The following is a 16608-nucleotide window of genomic DNA, read 5'->3' as shown; positions in this document are numbered from 1 at the left end:
AGTCTCAAGTGTACAGTTCAACGTCTAGAGGGTACTCTCCCCAAATTATTGTGTCAGCTTGAGGAGCTATTTCAGTGAGTCCAGAAGCGCTAGTTCAAACCCTACCCACGATCGCCCCACCCTTGTCTCATGCAAGTTCTTTCAGTGCAGAGGACTTTGACGAGCATGTGATGACGACCTACGCTCGTTATGCGATCGCCCTTGAGCGAGGCACAGGCTGCCGCGTGTGGGATACAAACGGGCGCGAGTATCTGGATTTTGTTGCCGGAATCGCTACCTGCACGTTGGGTCACGCGCATCCAGTGATGGTGCAAGCGGTGACAGAGCAGATTCAAACGCTGCACCACGTCTCAAACCTTTACTACGTACCGCAACAGGGCGCACTGGCGAAATGGCTAGTCGAGCATTCTTGTGCCGATCGCGCCTTTTTCTGCAACTCTGGAGCTGAGGCAAACGAAGGTGCCATCAAACTGGCGCGGAAATATGCCCATGAAGTCCGACAGATTGCTGATCCGATCATCATTACGGCACACGCCAGCTTTCACGGGCGCACCCTGGCAACTGTGACTGCCACTGGTCAGCCGAAATATCAGAAGAGTTTCAGTCCGCTGGTGCCTGGGTTCCACTACGTCACCTATAACGATATCACTGCGCTAGAAACAGCACTGGATGAATTAGAGAGTGGCGAACCGCGAGTTGCTGCCATCCTGCTCGAAGCGTTGCAAGGGGAAGGCGGTGTGCGTCCGGGCGATCGCGCCTACTTCCAACGCGTCCGGCAACTCTGCGATGAGCGCGGCATCCTGCTGATTCTCGACGAAGTGCAGGTGGGGATGGGTCGCTCTGGGCAACTCTGGGGCTACGAAAATCTCGGCATTGAACCCGATATTTTCACATCAGCAAAAGGTCTCGGTGGCGGTATCCCGATCGGTGCCATGCTCTGCAAGTCTTCCTGCGATGTTTTTCAACCCGGCGATCACGCCAGCACCTTTGGCGGCAATCCCTTTGCCTGTGGTGTTGCACTCGCAGTGTGCCAAACCATTGAGTGCGAAAACCTGTTGGCAAAGGTACGCGATCGGGGTAAGCAACTGAGAGAGGGATTAGGGGCGATCGCGCAAAAATTCCCTAATCACGTTGCCGAAGTACGCGGCTGGGGACTCATTAATGGTCTTGAACTCAAAGCCGATTCGCCGCTGACTTCTCCCGATATTGTCAAAGTCGCAATGGCAAATGGTCTCTTGCTTGTGCCTGCGGGTCCCAAAGTTGTCCGCTTTGTGCCCCCCCTCATTGTCACTGAAGCTGAGATCGATCAAGCTCTAAGCGCTGTCGAGCAAGCCTTTGCTTCTCTTTGACACTGCTAAGAAATTAACATTGCCAAGAAATGCCCTCGGCTTTGAGGTCAATGACTGCACCAATAAAGGCAGCATGAACAAACGTTTGTGGAAAATTTCCCAGCATCCGTCCCGTCTTTGTGTCTGCTTCTTCTGCAAACAGCCCCAAATCATTGGCATACTCCAAAGCAGCACTTAAGATCGCATGAACGCGTTGAAAGTCTTGACGCATGATCCAGTACTGAGCGACCCAGAAAGTGCCTGCTAGAAAGGCACCTTCTTGACGAGAATCAAACTCTTCCAGGTGCCGCCGATACAGATTTGCGGTTGCATAGTCACGCTCTAACCCCTCGATCGTTGCCAACATCTCTGGCGTGTCTGGGGCAGTGAAACCCCACACGGGAAAGAGCGCTGCCGAGACATCGATCGCGTCACTCCCTGCTACCACTGCATAAGCGCCTGCGGACGTGAGACACTCCCGCGTCACAAACTTACGGATTGCTTGAGCCGCAGTTTGCCAACGTTGAGCCTGCGAGTCTGTTTGGGCAAACTCAGCAATGTACTCTAAGCCACAGGCAGCAATGACCTTACTGGATGTGTATTGTTGCTGCACCTGCTCTTCCCACAGCCCATGATCCGGCTTGTGCCAGTGTGCTGCTAGAAAGTCAGCGAGTTGCTCAATTAACGACCAATGTTCACGGGTGTCAAAGCAACTGTAAATCAGCTTCGCGGCGAGCAGAACATTGCCATAGGCATCAAGCTGAAGTTGATTGCTTGCACTGTTACCGATCGTGACGGGTGTACTTTCACGGTAGCCCCTCAAAGCAAGCGTTTCTTCGTGGGATACTGGCTGACCGTTGATAGTAGAAAAGGGATAGATGGGAAGGGTTCCATCACGATCGCACGTACAGATGAAATCTAAAAACCGTCGCTCTTCGGTGCCATCACTACCTGCACGAGTCAGCGCACTCACAATCATGCCTGCATCTCGTAACCACACATAGCGGTAGTCGTAGTTTCGTTTGCCGCCAATGACCTCTGGTAACGCGATCGTGGGTGCTGCAATGACACCGCCTGTCTCCTCAAACGTCAGCAGCCGTAGGGCACGCATGGATGCAGCCACCTGGCGCTCGTAGGGTCCGTGATAAACGGCATGAGACGCAATTTGTCGCCAGCACTCCAGCGTTGTCTCCAACCAGGTGTCTAGCGCGATCGGCTCTGTCAGCGGTTCATCAACTAGAGTTGTCCAACCTGCTTCACCAACAGGAATCGTTAACTCAACGTGCTCGCTGACAATTTTAAGCGGATGAGACGCATAGAGATAGTGCTGATCAATCTGAATACATTGATTCTGATGGTGCAGATTGGGAGCGCGTCGAGCGTAGTCTGGAGCCGCTTGCAGTGTCACTATGAGCTGAGCAGGTACGGGAGAAAAGCGACGACAAATGCCTCTGGGTGTTTGATCACCCATCGACATCCAATCAGTGATGTGTAGTTCACCCGCTGGTGTGGTCAGGGTCGTTTCAAGAATGCCGCTGTCTTCGAGATAACGACGACTGGCAAAGGTAGCATTGGGTAAATGCAACGCCCAGGAGCCGCCTTTTGGATCAAGCAGAGCGGCAAACAGCGACGGGCGATCGAACTGTTTAGGGCAGTACCAGACGATCGTACCTGTAGTGGTCAGCAGAGCAGCAGTTCGACGATCGCCAATAATGGCTAAATCACGAATCTCAGGAAAGCCATCGCTCATCAAGCGCCCTGTCCCAGATTTTGCATTAAGCCACCGTCGATAAACAGCGTTGTGCCATGAATATAACGTCCATCTCTAGACGCTAAAAAGACGGCTGCATGGGCAATCTCTTGTGGTTCAGCCGCTCGTTTGAGTGGAATAGATTGCACCTGCTGTTTCCAGGTATCGGGATCGTCTAACGAGGATTGGTTCATCGGTGTCATCACCATACCGGGCGCAATGTTATTCACATTGATCTTCTTATCAGCCAGTTCTAGCGCCAGAGTTCTGGTTAAGTTGCGGAGTGCCCCTTTTGCAGCATCGTAATCAGCAGAGCCAGCACGCGGAATCTCTTCATGCACACTGGTGATGTTGATAATCACTCCCTGCTGCTCAGAGCCTTCCAAGCCGCGAATGAATTGTTGACAACAGAGAAAAGGACCATACAAGTTTGTCTTAATTGCCTGATCCAACTGTTCGTAAGGCATATCTTTAACAGGTGTTCCTGCTGAATCTTTACCCGCATTATTCACCAGCACCGCCGGAGTACCTAACTTGCTTTGAACCTCTTTGAACAACTGTGCCACTGCTTCCGGTTTGCTTTGATCCAACTGAGTCAGAACGGCGGTAGTGCTCAAGATGTAATGATGGAGAAGTAGCGTTTTTTACTGTCCTCTCATGCCTGCCTGCTCCCTCTGTGCCGCTTCCTCCACGGTTAAGAATGGTCGCATCCACAACGGCAAACAACGGTTCAAAGGTCGAGACTGCGGGCAGCAAAACCTGATCCTTCTCAAAATCGTTGGAGAATCACATTGGTGCGATCTGGTATTTCATCCATCACTACAATGCCTCATTACTTGTGTAGCACTACCAGAACGGCTTTTTGTCCTGCTTCTTCCACTAACTTCTGAGTGTGCTCGGCTACCTGACGGTCTTCAAGATAAGTGATCACAACATCTGCTCCTTCACGAGCAAAGGCGATCGCGGTTGCTTGTCCAATACCAGAGTCTGAGCCTGTGACCACTGCAATTTCGCCAGCCAATCTTTTGCCTGTCATTGTAGTCATTCCTTTGTTTGCTGTTCAAATTAAATCAATGATGGTTGAGTGGAGCTAAGGGCTTGTTAAGAATAAGCTCATGGCTTCAAGAGCTAGTTACGATGTTGGATGACACCTTAAGCCTTAAAGCACAAAGTTCCTTAACAGCCTCTAAACATTTCGTGGATGTCTCTACTCGATCGCGCCAACGGCTTTACTAACGTCTGCTGGCGTTTCAAATTCCTCGTCTGACAGTTGCTCTAAGGTTGAGAGAATATTTTCGTCGGCACTTTCTTGTCGAGCGCGATCGAGTAAGTCCTGCTTGTTGGCAGGGTAATCAACGCCCTTGAGATACTTCTGCAATTGAATTGGGTTTACCTTAGTCATTGTTTTTCTCCTGTTACTGTTTCGCTTATTGGATCAATCTGAATTAATCTTTTCTCATTGCACTTTCAACATTACTTAGCTTATGTTCTAGCTAAGTAATCCTCTTTATAGGAACAATCGATGAGCTGTTCTTAACAAAGAGAGTTTTCTCGTCCTGTTGAGTGCGGCTTTTAGGCAGCCTGACCTGGCTTAAGCACGATTTTGATGCAGTTATCTTTCTTGTGCTTAAAGATTTCATAGCCGTGCAGTGCCTGCTCTAGCGGCAGACGATGGGTTGTGAGAAACGATGGATCAATTTCACCCTTTTGAATGCGATCGGTTAGTGGACGCAAGTACCGATGGATGTGCGTTTGCCCTGTCTTCATCGTCAAGCCTTTGTTCATGAACGCACCCATAGGCACCTTGTCGATGAAGCCTGTGTAGACACCAGGAACAGATACAGTACCGCCTTTGCGACACGCTACGATCGCCTGCCTTAGTACATTGGGTCGATCGGTTTCCAGCCGTGCGGCTTGCGATACTTTATCGTAAAAGCCTTCCAAACCCATTCCATGTGCTTCCATACCCACGGCATCCATCACCGAGTCAGGACCGCGCCCTCCAGTCATTTCTTTCAATGCTTCACCCACTTCGACTTCTTCAAAGTTAAGGACTTCTGCCCCACCGTCTTTTGCCATCTGGAGACGCTCAGGTACGCGATCGATCGCAATCACCCGCTCGGCACCCAGCAAGAAGGCGCTGCGAATGGCAAACTGCCCCACTGGACCGCAACCCCAAATAGCGACGGTATCACCCGGTTGAATATCACAGTTTTCAGCCGCCATATAGCCAGTGGGGAAAATATCAGTCAGAAACAGGACTTGTTCGTCAGTCAATTCACTGGGAACCTTGAACAGTCCCGTATCAGCAAAGGGCACACGGGCATACTCCGCTTGACCACCTGCGTAGCCGCCTGTGAGATGGGAATAACCGTATAGACCGGCTGGAGAATGCCCCAGCATTTGTTCTGCCATCCAGGCATTTGGGTTGGAGTTATCACACAGAGACCAGAGGGTGCGGTTGCAGAAGAAGCAACTGCCACAGGCGATGGTGAAGGGAACTACGACACGATCGCCCACAGCAAGCGGTTCACCGTTATTGCGTGGATTCCCGTCTTTAACGCCACTACCGAGTTCAACGATTTCTCCCATAAACTCGTGTCCCAGGATATCGCCTGATTTCATAGTGGGATTGAAGCCATCATACAAATGCAAATCGGAACCACAGATGGCAGTGGATGTGATTTTGACGATCGCATCCCGTGGATTGATGATTTTAGGATCGGGTACAGTTTCAACTTTGACTTTTCCAGTGCCTTCCCAGCAAACAGCTTTCATTGTTGTAAATCCTTAGTGATTACTTAGTCAGTGGTCAGTCGTCAATGGTCAGTGTCAGTAGAGAACAGCTAAAAACTACTTGCGTCCAGAAGATTGACCTTCGGTTGTGGCAATTTCACCTGTTTCCATCAGCATTTTGAAGCGACGTAGATCATCGCCTAACTGCTGTTCGGGTGATTCGCCAAAGAGTTTGGCAATGGCAGAGCCGATCGCCCCGGCAGGTGGCTTGTATTCGGTAATCACTTTTACTTCAGTACCGCGATCGTGTGAGGCTGGCTGAAAGCGGATGGAACCAAAGTTTTCCACATCAGCGCCTTCGACCGATCGCCAAGCAATCAGTTCGTTTTCTTGATCGTCAGTGATCTCCGCATCCCATTCCACGGTGGTATCTAGCGGCGCGCTCGTAATCCAGTGCGATCGCTTCTCGTCGTAAACGTTCACATTTTTAAGATGCTTCATGAAATGAGGCAAGTGCTCAAAGTTGTGCCAGAAGCGGTAGAGTTCTGCTGCGGGTTTGTTGATCGTCAGTGTTTTTTCAACTTTGATGGGTTGATTCACAACTATTGCCTCTTATGCTTGTTGTTCGATCGAAATCTGAGTTCATCGCAGCCCTACTATTTCAGCCCTACTATTTCAACAGTCGGCAACTTCTGCAACTGACCAACCATTTGTCCTGTCTCCTCAAGCGTGAATCAGCATCGGTAGACGTATGCAAGTGAGCGATCGGCTGCCCCTTGGCTGAGCAAGCGTACAGCGCTGTGCAACAGTAACCGTGGCAGCAGCAAACTCGCTCTGCCTGGTCTTTCCACCAATTCCGATGACTGCAAGCTTCACCATGCAGGATAGGAAGACTTAAGCCTGCCTCATCGACTTAAATCCTCAGAAATGCGCTTGGTTGTAGGAGCCAATGGGTTGCAACGTGTTTAAGATGATTCGTTCTAGCAGGCTCGATACGTTCCATCACAAACAGTTTTAGAAAACTGGAGGCAACCTTCCCTCTCTCATTGGAGAGATCATACGCAAATCCCCGACTACTGATGAGTTACAGGCTGCTTGATGGCAAGACAGGGACTCAGGGCAAGCGTATGAAAATCATTGAGCTAAGACGATGAAGAGATATAGCAGTCTCAAATCAGTGATGAGTGGAACTTAATGGTTGAGCCATCAGCGGTCAGCTACTAGCGTTTCTTCAACCGCTGAGCGCCGATCGCTGACCGCCGATCGCAAAGAGCTGATAGCCATATCGCGTCTCACGATTCATTTACAGCGGTTACTGATTGGGTAAGCCACAGTCAAGCGAATATGGGTGTGGGGTGTGGGGTGTGGGGTGTGGTGAATGCAAATGAAAACGGCTGTAGGATCGCTATGAGTTGCACATCCATCGATCGCCTGCTGCAATTGGGTGTGAATAAGCGTCTGTTCCAGGTGTTACGATTGGCGTGAAAGTGGCATCGTGTCGCGTAAAGGGAATGGCGTTGACAAGGTCGCTGCAATCGGTGTTATGTCATCCCTTGCGTTAAGTCCTGGCTTTTAGTTAGTCTTAATATTTGAGTCGAAATTACATCGATAGATCGAATGCTACTTCCGTCAAAAGGTAGAGAATCATTAAGATGCGTGCTACAGCGTAATGAACAAATGTGGTCTTCTTCAGAATCGGTAATTCTTAAACAAGCTCTCGTGCTGAGGCAGCCAGAAGCAGGCAATCTGGTTCGAGAAATCCGGCAAACTCAGTTAACACAGAAGCCTACAAACCAGGAACATACAGAGCGGCTGGGTATGACTTACAGCACTTTGAACCGTCGAAAAAACGATCATATGCAGTCATCCCTGCTTGCCTCAAGGCAAGGTTGCTTCCGTCTTGCATTAACTCAACTATTCTTCTACTGAAGCGCTGCGAGATAGCAGTGAAGCGCTCTTAAGCAAGCAGCTTGCCAAGCAGTAGGGGTGGCGACCCAGGACGATCGATCCTTGATGTGTGGGCGGAATGAAGGAAAAAACATGACCCAGCACGATCCAGCAGTGGCACAGATTTTTGCAGGCAATAGTGAAATGGCAGGGCTGATGCGATCGCTCGACTGGTCGCAAACGCCGCTGGGCGCTGTTGAGACGTGGGCTCAAAGCCTGCGATCGGCACTGAGTATTTGTCTCAACTCACGCTTTCCCATTGCCATCTACTGGGGAAAAGACTGCTTGCTGCTCTACAACGATGCCTGGCGACCGATCGTGGGTGACAAACATTCCTGGGCGCTTGGTCGTCCGGCTCGTGAGGTTTGGGCTGAGATTTGGGACGACATCGGTTCAGAGCTTGCCAGCGTTTTGGCGACGGGCGAGGGCACCTTTCACAAAGATGACCTGTTGTCGATGCATCGCTTTGGTTATACCGAAGAATGTTTCTTTGAGTACACCTTCAATCCTATCCAGGGTGAGGGTGGTGTGACTGGTGGCGTGTTTAACGTCGGCAGTGAGACGACCTACCGGGTGTTGAACGATCGCCGCGCCCAACTGCTGCGCGAAGTGGCAGCGAAAACTGGGATTGCAAAGACGGCTGAAGAGGCGGGTGCCCTGATGGTGGAGGCTCTCAAGTCTGATCCGCTTGACATTCCGTTTGCGCTGCTCTACCTGATTGACCCAGATGGAAAATATGCCCGACTCTGTAACGACAGTGGGTACGCGTCCGATCGCCCGATGAGTCCTGCGGTGATCGATCTGGCAGCGGCAGATGATCCTAGCGGCTGGTCGATCGCTCTCGCGGCTCGTACCCTCCAGCCCCAAGTGGTTAATGATCTGGTGTCACGTTTTGGGGCACTTCCTGGTAGTCCCTGGGCAGAGCCACCACAAGAGGCAATGGTGTTGCCGATCGCTGCCCCTGGGCAAGGCAAGGCAAGCGGAGTACTGATCGCCGTAGCCAGCCCACGCCGCAGACTCGACGATCACTACCGCGACTTTTTCGCTCAAGTTGCCGGACAGATTGCCATGGCAATCACCATTGCTCAAACCTATGAAGCAGAACGCAAACGGGCTGAGGCTCTAACCGAACTCGATCGCGCTAAAACCGCCTTTTTTAGTAACGTTAGCCATGAGTTTCGCACGCCCTTAACGTTGATGCTGAGTCCGCTGGAGGAGCTATCGTATGCATTGCATGAGCGCTTGCAGCCAGAAGAACGAGAACAGCTACAGCTAGTGCAGCGCAACGGCTTACGACTACAAAAGCTCGTCAACACGCTGCTTGATTTCTCCCGGATTGAGGCAGGACGCGTCCAGGCATCCTATGAACCGACCAATTTAGCCATCTATACAGCAGAGCTTGCCAGCACCTTTCGATCGCTGATTGAACGGGCGGGAATACAGTTGGTCATTGACTGCCCACTCCTACCGGAACCCGTGTATGTCGATCGCGAGATGTGGGAAAAGATTGTGCTCAATCTCCTCTCGAATGCATTTAAGTTTACGTTTACTGGCAGCATCACCGTGCGCTTACACCCGGTTGGTGATGTCGTTGCTTTGAGCGTCGCCGATACAGGCGTTGGCATTTCTGAAGCGGAATTACCAAGATTATTTGAACGCTTTCATCGTGTGAGTGGCACGCGATCGCGCACCTATGAAGGTTCTGGCATTGGACTGGCGTTGGTACAAGAGTTGGTCAAGCTTCACGGTGGCACGATTCAACTGACAAGCCAGGTGGATCAAGGAACAACCTTTACGATCGCGATTCCCTTCGGCTCGGCTCATTTGCCGCCCGATCGCCTTCAGTCCGCTCACACCTTAGAATCAACGGCGCTGGGAGCCGCAACGTTTGTCGAAGAAGCGTGGCGCTGGCTAGCAAAAGAGGGGAATGGGGAATGGGGAATGGGGAATGGAGAAGAAATGTCTGTCCCCACTCCCTACTCCCCACTCCCTACTCCCTCACCTCCTCACATTCTCCTGGCTGACGACAACGCCGACATGCGCGACTATGTAAAGCGGTTGTTGAGTTTGCACTTTCAGGTGGAAACTGCAACCAACGGCAGGACAGCGCTGAATGCCATCCAGGTAAATCCACCCGACTTAGTATTAATGGATGTGATGATGCCAGAGATGGATGGATTTGAGTTGTTACGGTTGCTCCGCACAAACCCTACAACTCAGGATATTCCGATCGTTCTATTGTCAGCTCGTGCTGGAGAGGAAGCCCGCATCGAAGGGTTGGCAGCCGGAGCAGATGATTATTTGACCAAGCCGTTTTCTGCCCGTGAGTTGTTAGCACGGGTGGAAGCAAATTTGAAGCTCGCGCAACTGCGACGCATGGCAATTCAGCAAGAGCAGGCATTACGACTGGAAGCAGAAACGGTAAAACAGCAGGTTGAAACCATTTTGTCGAGCATCCGAGATGGCTTTTATGTGCTGGATCGTGATTGGCGGTTCACCTACGTTAACGATCGCTATTGCAAAATGGTGGCAATGCCGCGAGCCGAGATTCTGGGGCAAACCATTTGGACGCTATTTCCGGCTGCCGTTGATACTGATGTTTATGTGCAATTCCAGCGGGCAATGACGGAACAAACACCGCTCCAGTTTGAGTATCTTTACTTCCCCTGGAACCATTGGCATGACCATCGCATTTATCCGTCACCGAACGGATTGACCGTTTTTCTGGCAGATATTACCGAGGCGAAGCGCGCCGAAGCCGTTCGCAAACATGCCGAAGCCGAACTGCGGCAAAAAAATGCCATTTTGGATGCGGTAAACGAATCAGCCCCCACCCCCATCTTTGTTAAAGATCGCGAGGGACGGATTATTTATGCTAACCCGGCGACGCTTGAGGTGCTGGGCAAAGCGGCTTCTGAAGTCATTGGTTACCGCGATTGCGATCTCTATCCCAACCTTGAGGATGCCATTGAGGTGATGGCAAATGATCAGCGCGTCATGGCATCGGGACAAACGGAAGTGGTGGAAGAATCGCCCGATGGCATTCGCACCTTTTTGGGCATGAAGGCTCCTTACCGGAACGAAGCTGGAGAGGTGATTGGGTTGATTGGCATCGCCAACGACATTAGCGATCGCGTGCAGCTTGAGCGCGATCGGGAGCGGCTTTTACAGCAAGAACAGGCGGCACGAGAAGCCGCTGAACAAGCCAACCGCATCAAAGATGAGTTTCTCGCTGTCCTCTCACACGAGCTGCGATCGCCGCTCAATCCCATTCTCGGTTGGGCAAAGCTGTTGCGGCAGGGCAAGCTAGATGAGGCACAGACAGCTCAGGCTCTCGCCACGATCGAACGCAATGCCGAACTGCAAGCCCAACTGATCGAAGACTTGCTCGACATCTCCCGCATTATGCAGGGCAAACTGTCCTTAACAGCGGCTCCTGTGAGCTTGCCCTTGGTGATTGCTGCGGCAGTCGAAACCGTGCGTTTAGCAGCAGAAGCGAAAAACATTGAATTACAGCTTGAGCTTGATCCGATCGCCCCCATCTCTGGCGATGCTGCCCGCTTGCAGCAAGTCGTCTGGAACTTACTCACCAATGCGGTCAAATTTACACCCCACGGCGGACAGGTAACGGTTGAATTGAGACAAGTCAACCAATTGGCTCAAATGCGGGTAGTGGATACAGGCAAGGGCATTAAGCCCGCTTTCCTGGTGCATATGTTTGAGTATTTTCGACAAGAAGACGGGTCAACCACACGCAGATTTGGCGGGTTGGGGTTGGGGTTGGCGATCGTGCGACAAATTGTTGAAATGCATGGCGGTACTGTTTGGGCAGAGAGCAAAGGCGAACATCAAGGCGCGACCTTCATCGTGAGGCTGCCGCTGTCGGGGAGTAGGGAATCGGGAGTAGGGAATGGGGAACAGCCGGATAACCCCTCACTCCCCACTCCCCACTCCCCACTCACTGGATTGCAAATTTTGCTTGTGGATGATGACACTGATACCCGCGAGTTTCAGGCTTTTCTGCTGGAACAAAACGGAGCAGCGGTGACAGCGGTTGACTCTGGTTTAGCCGCGTTGCAGGCGCTAGAGCAGTTCACTCCTGATGTGATTGTCAGTGATGTCGGCATGGCTGCAATGGATGGCTATATGCTGATGCAGCACATTCGTTCGCGCCCACTGAATCAAGGAGGAGCGATTCCAGCGATCGCGCTCACCGCTTATGCCGCCGAACTTGATCAGCAAAAAGCACTCCGGGCAGGCTTTCAAGCTCACATCACGAAACCTCTAGAGCCAGAGGTGTTGGTGAAGGCGATCGTTCATCTTTTGCGGGAAAGAGTAACCAAACTTTAGCCGCGCAAAGGAGTCGGCGAAACCTGTCTCCTACCTCACCTTCAGTTTTGTCGAGCACGATCGGGGACGCCAACGGGCGACAGTCCTGCCACCGAGCGCAGATTTTGCGTCCGCAGTAACTCCGTAAAATTCAGCGATCGTCCTTCGATCTCAGCAACGGCTTCAATAGCAGTCAGCAAGTGACGAGCGGCTTCTGGCTCTTCATACCCACGTCGTTGCGCGACTCGAAGGGCAGCTTCATCCGCATCAAGCTCGGTTTGGGTACTCCGATTGCCGCGCCAAATTTGGGCACCCGCGATCGCGGTCAACCCACCCGCTGCAATGATGCCGACCGGATCGCCCTGTACCAGTTCCACAATGCCACCAACAACACCTGCTAGCACGACACCTTGATAGAGGCTAGGGCGGAACCATTTCACGCCCGTCAGCCAGCTCACGGTACGTAGAATGAGTAGATCGCGCTGCGGTCGAGAAAGCCGTTCCCACAGGTCAAAGTTAATCCAAATGGGGCGATCGCGCACCCAGGGCATGGGAAAGGTGCTGTCCACTACGAGCCGCTGTTCGGGCTTGCTGACAAGCTTCGTCGCCATGCGACCAGATGCGGGCATCACATCCAAAAGGCGACGCATCTCAAAGTCTGGATTCATAACAGTTGCCGCTTAGCTTCATCTATGTGCATTGTCGCATGAACAAACAGGCACTAAACCGCCTTTGGTCAGCTTCTAAAAATTAGTTTGAATTAGTACTGTTTGTGTTGTAGACTAGGCTTATGCATCGCCTTATGTGATTTAGACGCGATGTGTGACTTTCCTAAAATGGTTGCAAAAGCTGCGCACCCTTCGGGAAGCAAGCTACACCTTAGCCCTCTCCTGCTGGGAGAGGGCACCGGAAAAGTCAGAAAGCCCTTCTCCTCAGGGAGAAGAGTGGGGATGAGGGCAAATTTAGTTGCAAATCATGGGATTGATGAGTGAGTCTAGTGAGAATCGTAATTTTAGAGGCAGCAATTTGAAGCAAGCAGAGATTCAGCAACATCAATCAGAACCACAGGCAGCAACGCGACAAGCAGCTAAAGAACCGTTTCTTCCAGTCGTGCGAGAGCTAGCGCGAACGTTTCAAGCCTTTACTGCATACGACGATGAGCATATCCGGCAATTGGGTTTAACGGCACCTCAGTTTGATGTCATCAGCACGCTAGGTAATACAGATGGCATGACAATGGGGCAGCTAGCCGAAAAAACCCTGGTCACAAAGGGTACGTTAACGGGCATTATTGATCGATTGGAACGCAAAGGACTGGTGCGCCGCGAAGTGCCACCCGAAAACCGTCGTTGCTTCATGATTGTGCTAACAGATGAAGGCGATCGCGTCTTTGAGGCAGTGTTTCCAGCTCATATTGCCCACCTCAAGGAACGCTTTGGCAAACTCAACGAGCAAGAACTAGAGGACATTCGGCGATCGCTGCAAACACTGCGCGAGTTGTTTCAGCCTGTGCAGAGTTAAACGCGGTTGTAAGGCTTTGGGGCTGTAATGGCGCGATCGCTTCCAGAATCAACCCGGCATACTACACTTGTATTACGAACTATCCAACAAGGAAGGAGACCGTAATGCATATACTGACCCGCACCGCTACAACCGACATGGAAGTTACCAGCATTCGACTGGAGCGAGAGCTGAAAGAAAAACTCAAAGAACTCTCCGGTAATCAAGGCTATCAGTCACTCATTCGGGATGTGCTCTGGCAGTACGTCCAGCAAAAGTCGGGAGACTACACACCTCAAATTTCGCTTACCGACATCCGCGCTACCGTCGCTGCTACAGCACAGCAGGAAGAACGCTGCGTGCTCACCGCTAAACTCATCCAGCCAAACGAACCGATGCTCTTAGGGCTAACGATCGCCGGGAGCATGGTTCCCCTTAGCCCCAGCAGTTTGGCATAGGAAAGGCATTCACGATGAGAACCGATCAAATTTGGCAAAACCGCACTGTAGCGGAGAATTTTTTGACGGGTGTGAGGGGCGCAATTCCCTTTGCGACAGAACAAGTTAACCTTGCCCTGCGAGTGCTTGACCAGCTCGATCGACCCATCCAGCAAGTAGCCGACCTGGGCTGTGGTGATGGCGCGATCGCCCACGCAATCCTCACCCACTATCCAGACGCGCACGTCACAGCGATCGACTTTTCAGAACCGATGCTCGAACAGGCACAACAGCGACTGCAACCGTTTGGCAAACGGGTAGAGATTGTGCAAGCAGATCTTTACACACCAGACTGGCAAAAAGGGTTGGAGCCGTTTGATGCAGTGCTATCGGGCTACTGCATTCACCACTTGCCAGACGATCGCAAACAGGCACTCTACCGTGAAATCTTTCACTTGCTGCGATCGGGCGGTGGTTTTCTCAACATCGAGCACGTTGCCTCCGCCACACCTTAGGGCGAGGCGTTGTTTAACGACACGCTGGTCGATGCCATCTACGCATGGCACCAGACGCAAGATGACGTTTTATCACGAGAAGAGGTGGGGCAACGGTTTGTTTATCGGGAAGACAAAAAGGCGAACATCCTTGCGCCTGTTGAGGTTCAGTGCGACTGGCTGCGGGCGATCGGGTTTCAGCAGGTAGACTGTTTTTTTAAGTTTTTTGAACTTGCAGTCTTTGGCGGCATCCGTTAGCCGGAAAGTGATGACCACGGTTGTAGATACTCATAGCAATCTCTCTTGCTAAGGAATAGACGGTAGCACGACCCTCTCAGGACTGCCGTCTAACCCCTACACAATCTACAACCAAGGTTTACCCTATGCCTTCAGATCAAAAAGCCTCAGAGCAACCTGCTGTCAGTGCTCCTACTCACGTTTCCGCAAGCACCGCAACTGCACCGAAGCCGATCGCCTCAGTGCAACCCAGTTCTGGTACCTCGACTCAAACGGCAGTCGGCACATCATCCACTTCAAAGCTGCCTCTGCGAGCACCAAGCGCCATTGATATCAGCCGTTTTAATGCTCTGGTCGGCGATTGGAAAGGTCAACCCATCACCGACCTGAAGAAGCTCTTCACCAAGCAAGTTGTGCTTGACGATGCGACGACTCTAGAGGTTGAGACGATCGCCGTCCCTGGCTACATTGGCATTAGTGATGCCGTTAGCGTCACTGATCCGGCAGGCAATAAGGTTTCAGGACATGCAGACATCGCCAAATTTTTAGCCAGAGATGGTTTGTTGATTACGAGTTATCAATGGCACAAAGAACGCTATGGTGTGCTGATCGACACACGCCGTCCACTCTCATTAGAATTATTTCAAGAAGCGTTTATTAAAAATGAAGGGCATCATGCCGGGGCAATCGTCCCTGCGAAACGAATGGATCAGTCAGGGCAACCGATCGACTCGTTCGGCACCTTCAACGAACCCAATGACTATCATCGCGGCATGTATGGCAAAGATGGCTACGTTGCCGTGGCGCAGCGCCTTGTTTTTCCATCCTTTGTCACGCCAGAGCAAGCACGGGGTTATACCAACTCCATCATTAACTGGATGGCGCTACTCAATCCCTTTGCCCAGTTTCCCAGAGACTATAACGGCGGCGACCCCACACGTGTCTGCGATCGCGCCGCTCTGAAGGAATTTCTGAAACAGGGTCTTCTTGCTGCGGTGGGTGATCCGCGCGCGCTGAGCTTCTTCAACAACCCCGTCAATAAGACCTACTGTGCTGAATTCATCTTCATCAGCTTGAATACACCGATTTATCCCTTTAACTTAAAAACCATTACCAGTTTGCTGGATGGCGACAGCTTCAAAGCGAAGCAAGTTTTGGAGCTAAAGGATCTGCAAAATAGTAAGCAGGCAAACCTGCTGAGCAAGAAGACGGATAACCCAGAGTTCAAAGCGTTCAATCTCGCCATGCCGCCCGTACCAGAAGATCTGCCGCCGCTAGATGTACTGATGGCGCAGCATGGGCAGACGATCGCGCCCAACAGCCTTTCCTTTCCGCCCTTCAAAATCTCGCAGGTAATCCGTCGTGCCTTCCGCACGCTTTTACCGCGCGAAAAATTTGGTGACGCAAAGTTAGTGGAGGCGCAGGCACGGCTCTTTAAGTTTATGGAACCCGCGCTTCTGCAACAGTTGGGCTTGCAGAATCTGCCGTCGAGTGACCCGAAGGTCATTGGTGTGAGCCAGTTTGTCGAACAGGTCAGTCAGCAGCTTGACCAGTCCTACAGCTCCTTCACCGAGTTTGACACCATAGTCGATGGCATCATGCAGAAAGCCGATGAGATGCTTGTTGGGGCAGACGATCGCAAATACTTTGTGCCTCCCCGCATCTTCGTCGATCTCGGACAAAATGATGGTGACGATAACCTGCCTCAAGGATGGGGCTTCAAGCTGGAAACGATCGGTGCGTTGGTCGCCCGTAGCATCATCAGAGGCAACGCATAGAGGCAACGATTAATCATTTAGCTATCAGCTATCAGCTATCAGCTATCAGCTATCAGCTATCAGCTATCAGCT

General features: G+C 51.6%; 14 protein-coding genes and 3 pseudogenes. 10 read left to right on the top strand and 7 right to left on the bottom strand.

What is annotated here, in order from left to right; genetic code table 11:
• The first annotated feature begins 74 nt into the window (after positions 1-74).
• Positions 75-1349 carry an aspartate aminotransferase family protein gene (locus AC5JO6_RS11480; RefSeq protein WP_496081198.1) on the top strand — a complete coding sequence of 425 codons (1275 nt, stop codon included), beginning with the start codon at positions 75-77 and terminating at the stop codon, positions 1347-1349.
• A gap of 13 nt (positions 1350-1362) precedes the next feature.
• On the opposite strand, the gene AC5JO6_RS11475 is transcribed toward AC5JO6_RS11480, so the two are convergent.
• Positions 1363-3078 carry a glycoside hydrolase family 15 protein gene (locus AC5JO6_RS11475; protein WP_496081197.1) on the bottom strand — a complete coding sequence of 572 codons (1716 nt, stop codon included), beginning with the start codon at positions 3076-3078 and terminating at the stop codon, positions 1363-1365.
• The gene (locus AC5JO6_RS11470; RefSeq protein ID WP_496081196.1) at positions 3078-3695 is read right to left on the bottom strand and encodes an SDR family NAD(P)-dependent oxidoreductase; all 618 of its coding nucleotides are present in this window, start codon (positions 3693-3695) and stop codon (positions 3078-3080) included. The genes AC5JO6_RS11475 and AC5JO6_RS11470 overlap by 1 nt, the downstream gene beginning before the upstream one ends.
• Before the next feature lie 40 nt (positions 3696-3735).
• On the opposite strand from AC5JO6_RS11470, the pseudogene AC5JO6_RS11465 reads away from it, so the two are divergent.
• Both AC5JO6_RS11465 and AC5JO6_RS11460 read left to right on the top strand, forming a co-directional pair.
• Positions 3736-3822: pseudogene (locus tag AC5JO6_RS11465) on the top strand (IS1/IS1595 family N-terminal zinc-binding domain-containing protein); the annotation flags it as partial.
• A gap of 19 nt (positions 3823-3841) precedes the next feature.
• Positions 3842-3922 (top strand): annotated as a pseudogene (locus AC5JO6_RS11460) (IS1 family transposase); the annotation flags it as partial.
• Positions 3923-3925: 3 nt separating this feature from the next.
• Here AC5JO6_RS11460 and AC5JO6_RS11455 read toward each other — a convergent pair.
• From AC5JO6_RS11455 to AC5JO6_RS11440, 4 genes and pseudogenes are all read right to left on the bottom strand, one after another.
• Positions 3926-4114, bottom strand: a pseudogene (locus AC5JO6_RS11455) (SDR family oxidoreductase); the annotation flags it as partial.
• Positions 4115-4285: 171 nt separating this feature from the next.
• Complete coding sequence (locus AC5JO6_RS11450; RefSeq protein ID WP_496081195.1) at positions 4286-4480, bottom strand: DUF2795 domain-containing protein; 195 nt, start codon at positions 4478-4480, stop codon at positions 4286-4288.
• Positions 4481-4650: 170 nt separating this feature from the next.
• Positions 4651-5856: a zinc-dependent alcohol dehydrogenase gene (locus tag AC5JO6_RS11445; RefSeq protein ID WP_496081194.1), complete on the bottom strand. Its 1206-nt coding sequence runs from the start codon at positions 5854-5856 to the stop codon at positions 4651-4653.
• Positions 5857-5931: 75 nt separating this feature from the next.
• Positions 5932-6414, bottom strand: coding sequence for an SRPBCC family protein (locus AC5JO6_RS11440; RefSeq protein ID WP_496081193.1), 483 nt, complete (start codon positions 6412-6414; stop codon positions 5932-5934).
• Positions 6415-7012: 598 nt separating this feature from the next.
• Between AC5JO6_RS11440 and AC5JO6_RS11435 the strand changes: the two genes are divergently transcribed.
• Positions 7013-7141, top strand: a complete 129-nt coding sequence (locus AC5JO6_RS11435) for a hypothetical protein (protein WP_496081192.1) — start codon at positions 7013-7015, stop codon at positions 7139-7141.
• Between the two features lie 713 nt (positions 7142-7854).
• Entirely contained in the window at positions 7855-12111 is a 4257-nt protein-coding gene (locus tag AC5JO6_RS11430; RefSeq protein WP_496081191.1) for an ATP-binding protein, read from the top strand.
• 41 nt (positions 12112-12152) lie between these two features.
• On the opposite strand, the gene AC5JO6_RS11425 is transcribed toward AC5JO6_RS11430, so the two are convergent.
• Entirely contained in the window at positions 12153-12758 is a 606-nt protein-coding gene (locus AC5JO6_RS11425) for a DUF3318 domain-containing protein (protein WP_496081190.1), read from the bottom strand.
• Between the two features lie 316 nt (positions 12759-13074).
• Between AC5JO6_RS11425 and AC5JO6_RS11420 the strand changes: the two genes are divergently transcribed.
• The 5 genes from AC5JO6_RS11420 (at position 13075) to AC5JO6_RS11400 (ending at position 16536) form a co-directional block, all read left to right on the top strand.
• Positions 13075-13611 carry a MarR family winged helix-turn-helix transcriptional regulator gene (locus AC5JO6_RS11420; RefSeq protein ID WP_496081189.1) on the top strand — a complete coding sequence of 179 codons (537 nt, stop codon included), beginning with the start codon at positions 13075-13077 and terminating at the stop codon, positions 13609-13611.
• A 104-nt stretch (positions 13612-13715) separates the two neighbouring features.
• Positions 13716-14048, top strand: coding sequence for a ribbon-helix-helix domain-containing protein (locus AC5JO6_RS11415; RefSeq protein WP_496081188.1), 333 nt, complete (start codon positions 13716-13718; stop codon positions 14046-14048).
• Positions 14049-14062: 14 nt separating this feature from the next.
• Positions 14063-14542 (top strand): class I SAM-dependent methyltransferase, encoded by a 480-nt coding sequence (locus AC5JO6_RS11410; RefSeq protein ID WP_496081187.1) that lies wholly within the window; start codon positions 14063-14065, stop codon positions 14540-14542.
• A 9-nt stretch (positions 14543-14551) separates the two neighbouring features.
• Positions 14552-14779 carry a hypothetical protein gene (locus AC5JO6_RS11405; RefSeq protein WP_496081186.1) on the top strand — a complete coding sequence of 76 codons (228 nt, stop codon included), beginning with the start codon at positions 14552-14554 and terminating at the stop codon, positions 14777-14779.
• Positions 14780-14904: 125 nt separating this feature from the next.
• Positions 14905-16536, top strand: a complete 1632-nt coding sequence (locus tag AC5JO6_RS11400) for a hypothetical protein (protein ID WP_496081185.1) — start codon at positions 14905-14907, stop codon at positions 16534-16536.
• Positions 16537-16608 lie beyond the last annotated feature (72 nt).

This window comes from Tildeniella sp. (assembly GCF_059505325.1).
The sequence above is the reverse complement of the archived record's forward strand: the minus strand, read 5'-3'. Positions and strand labels throughout refer to the sequence as shown.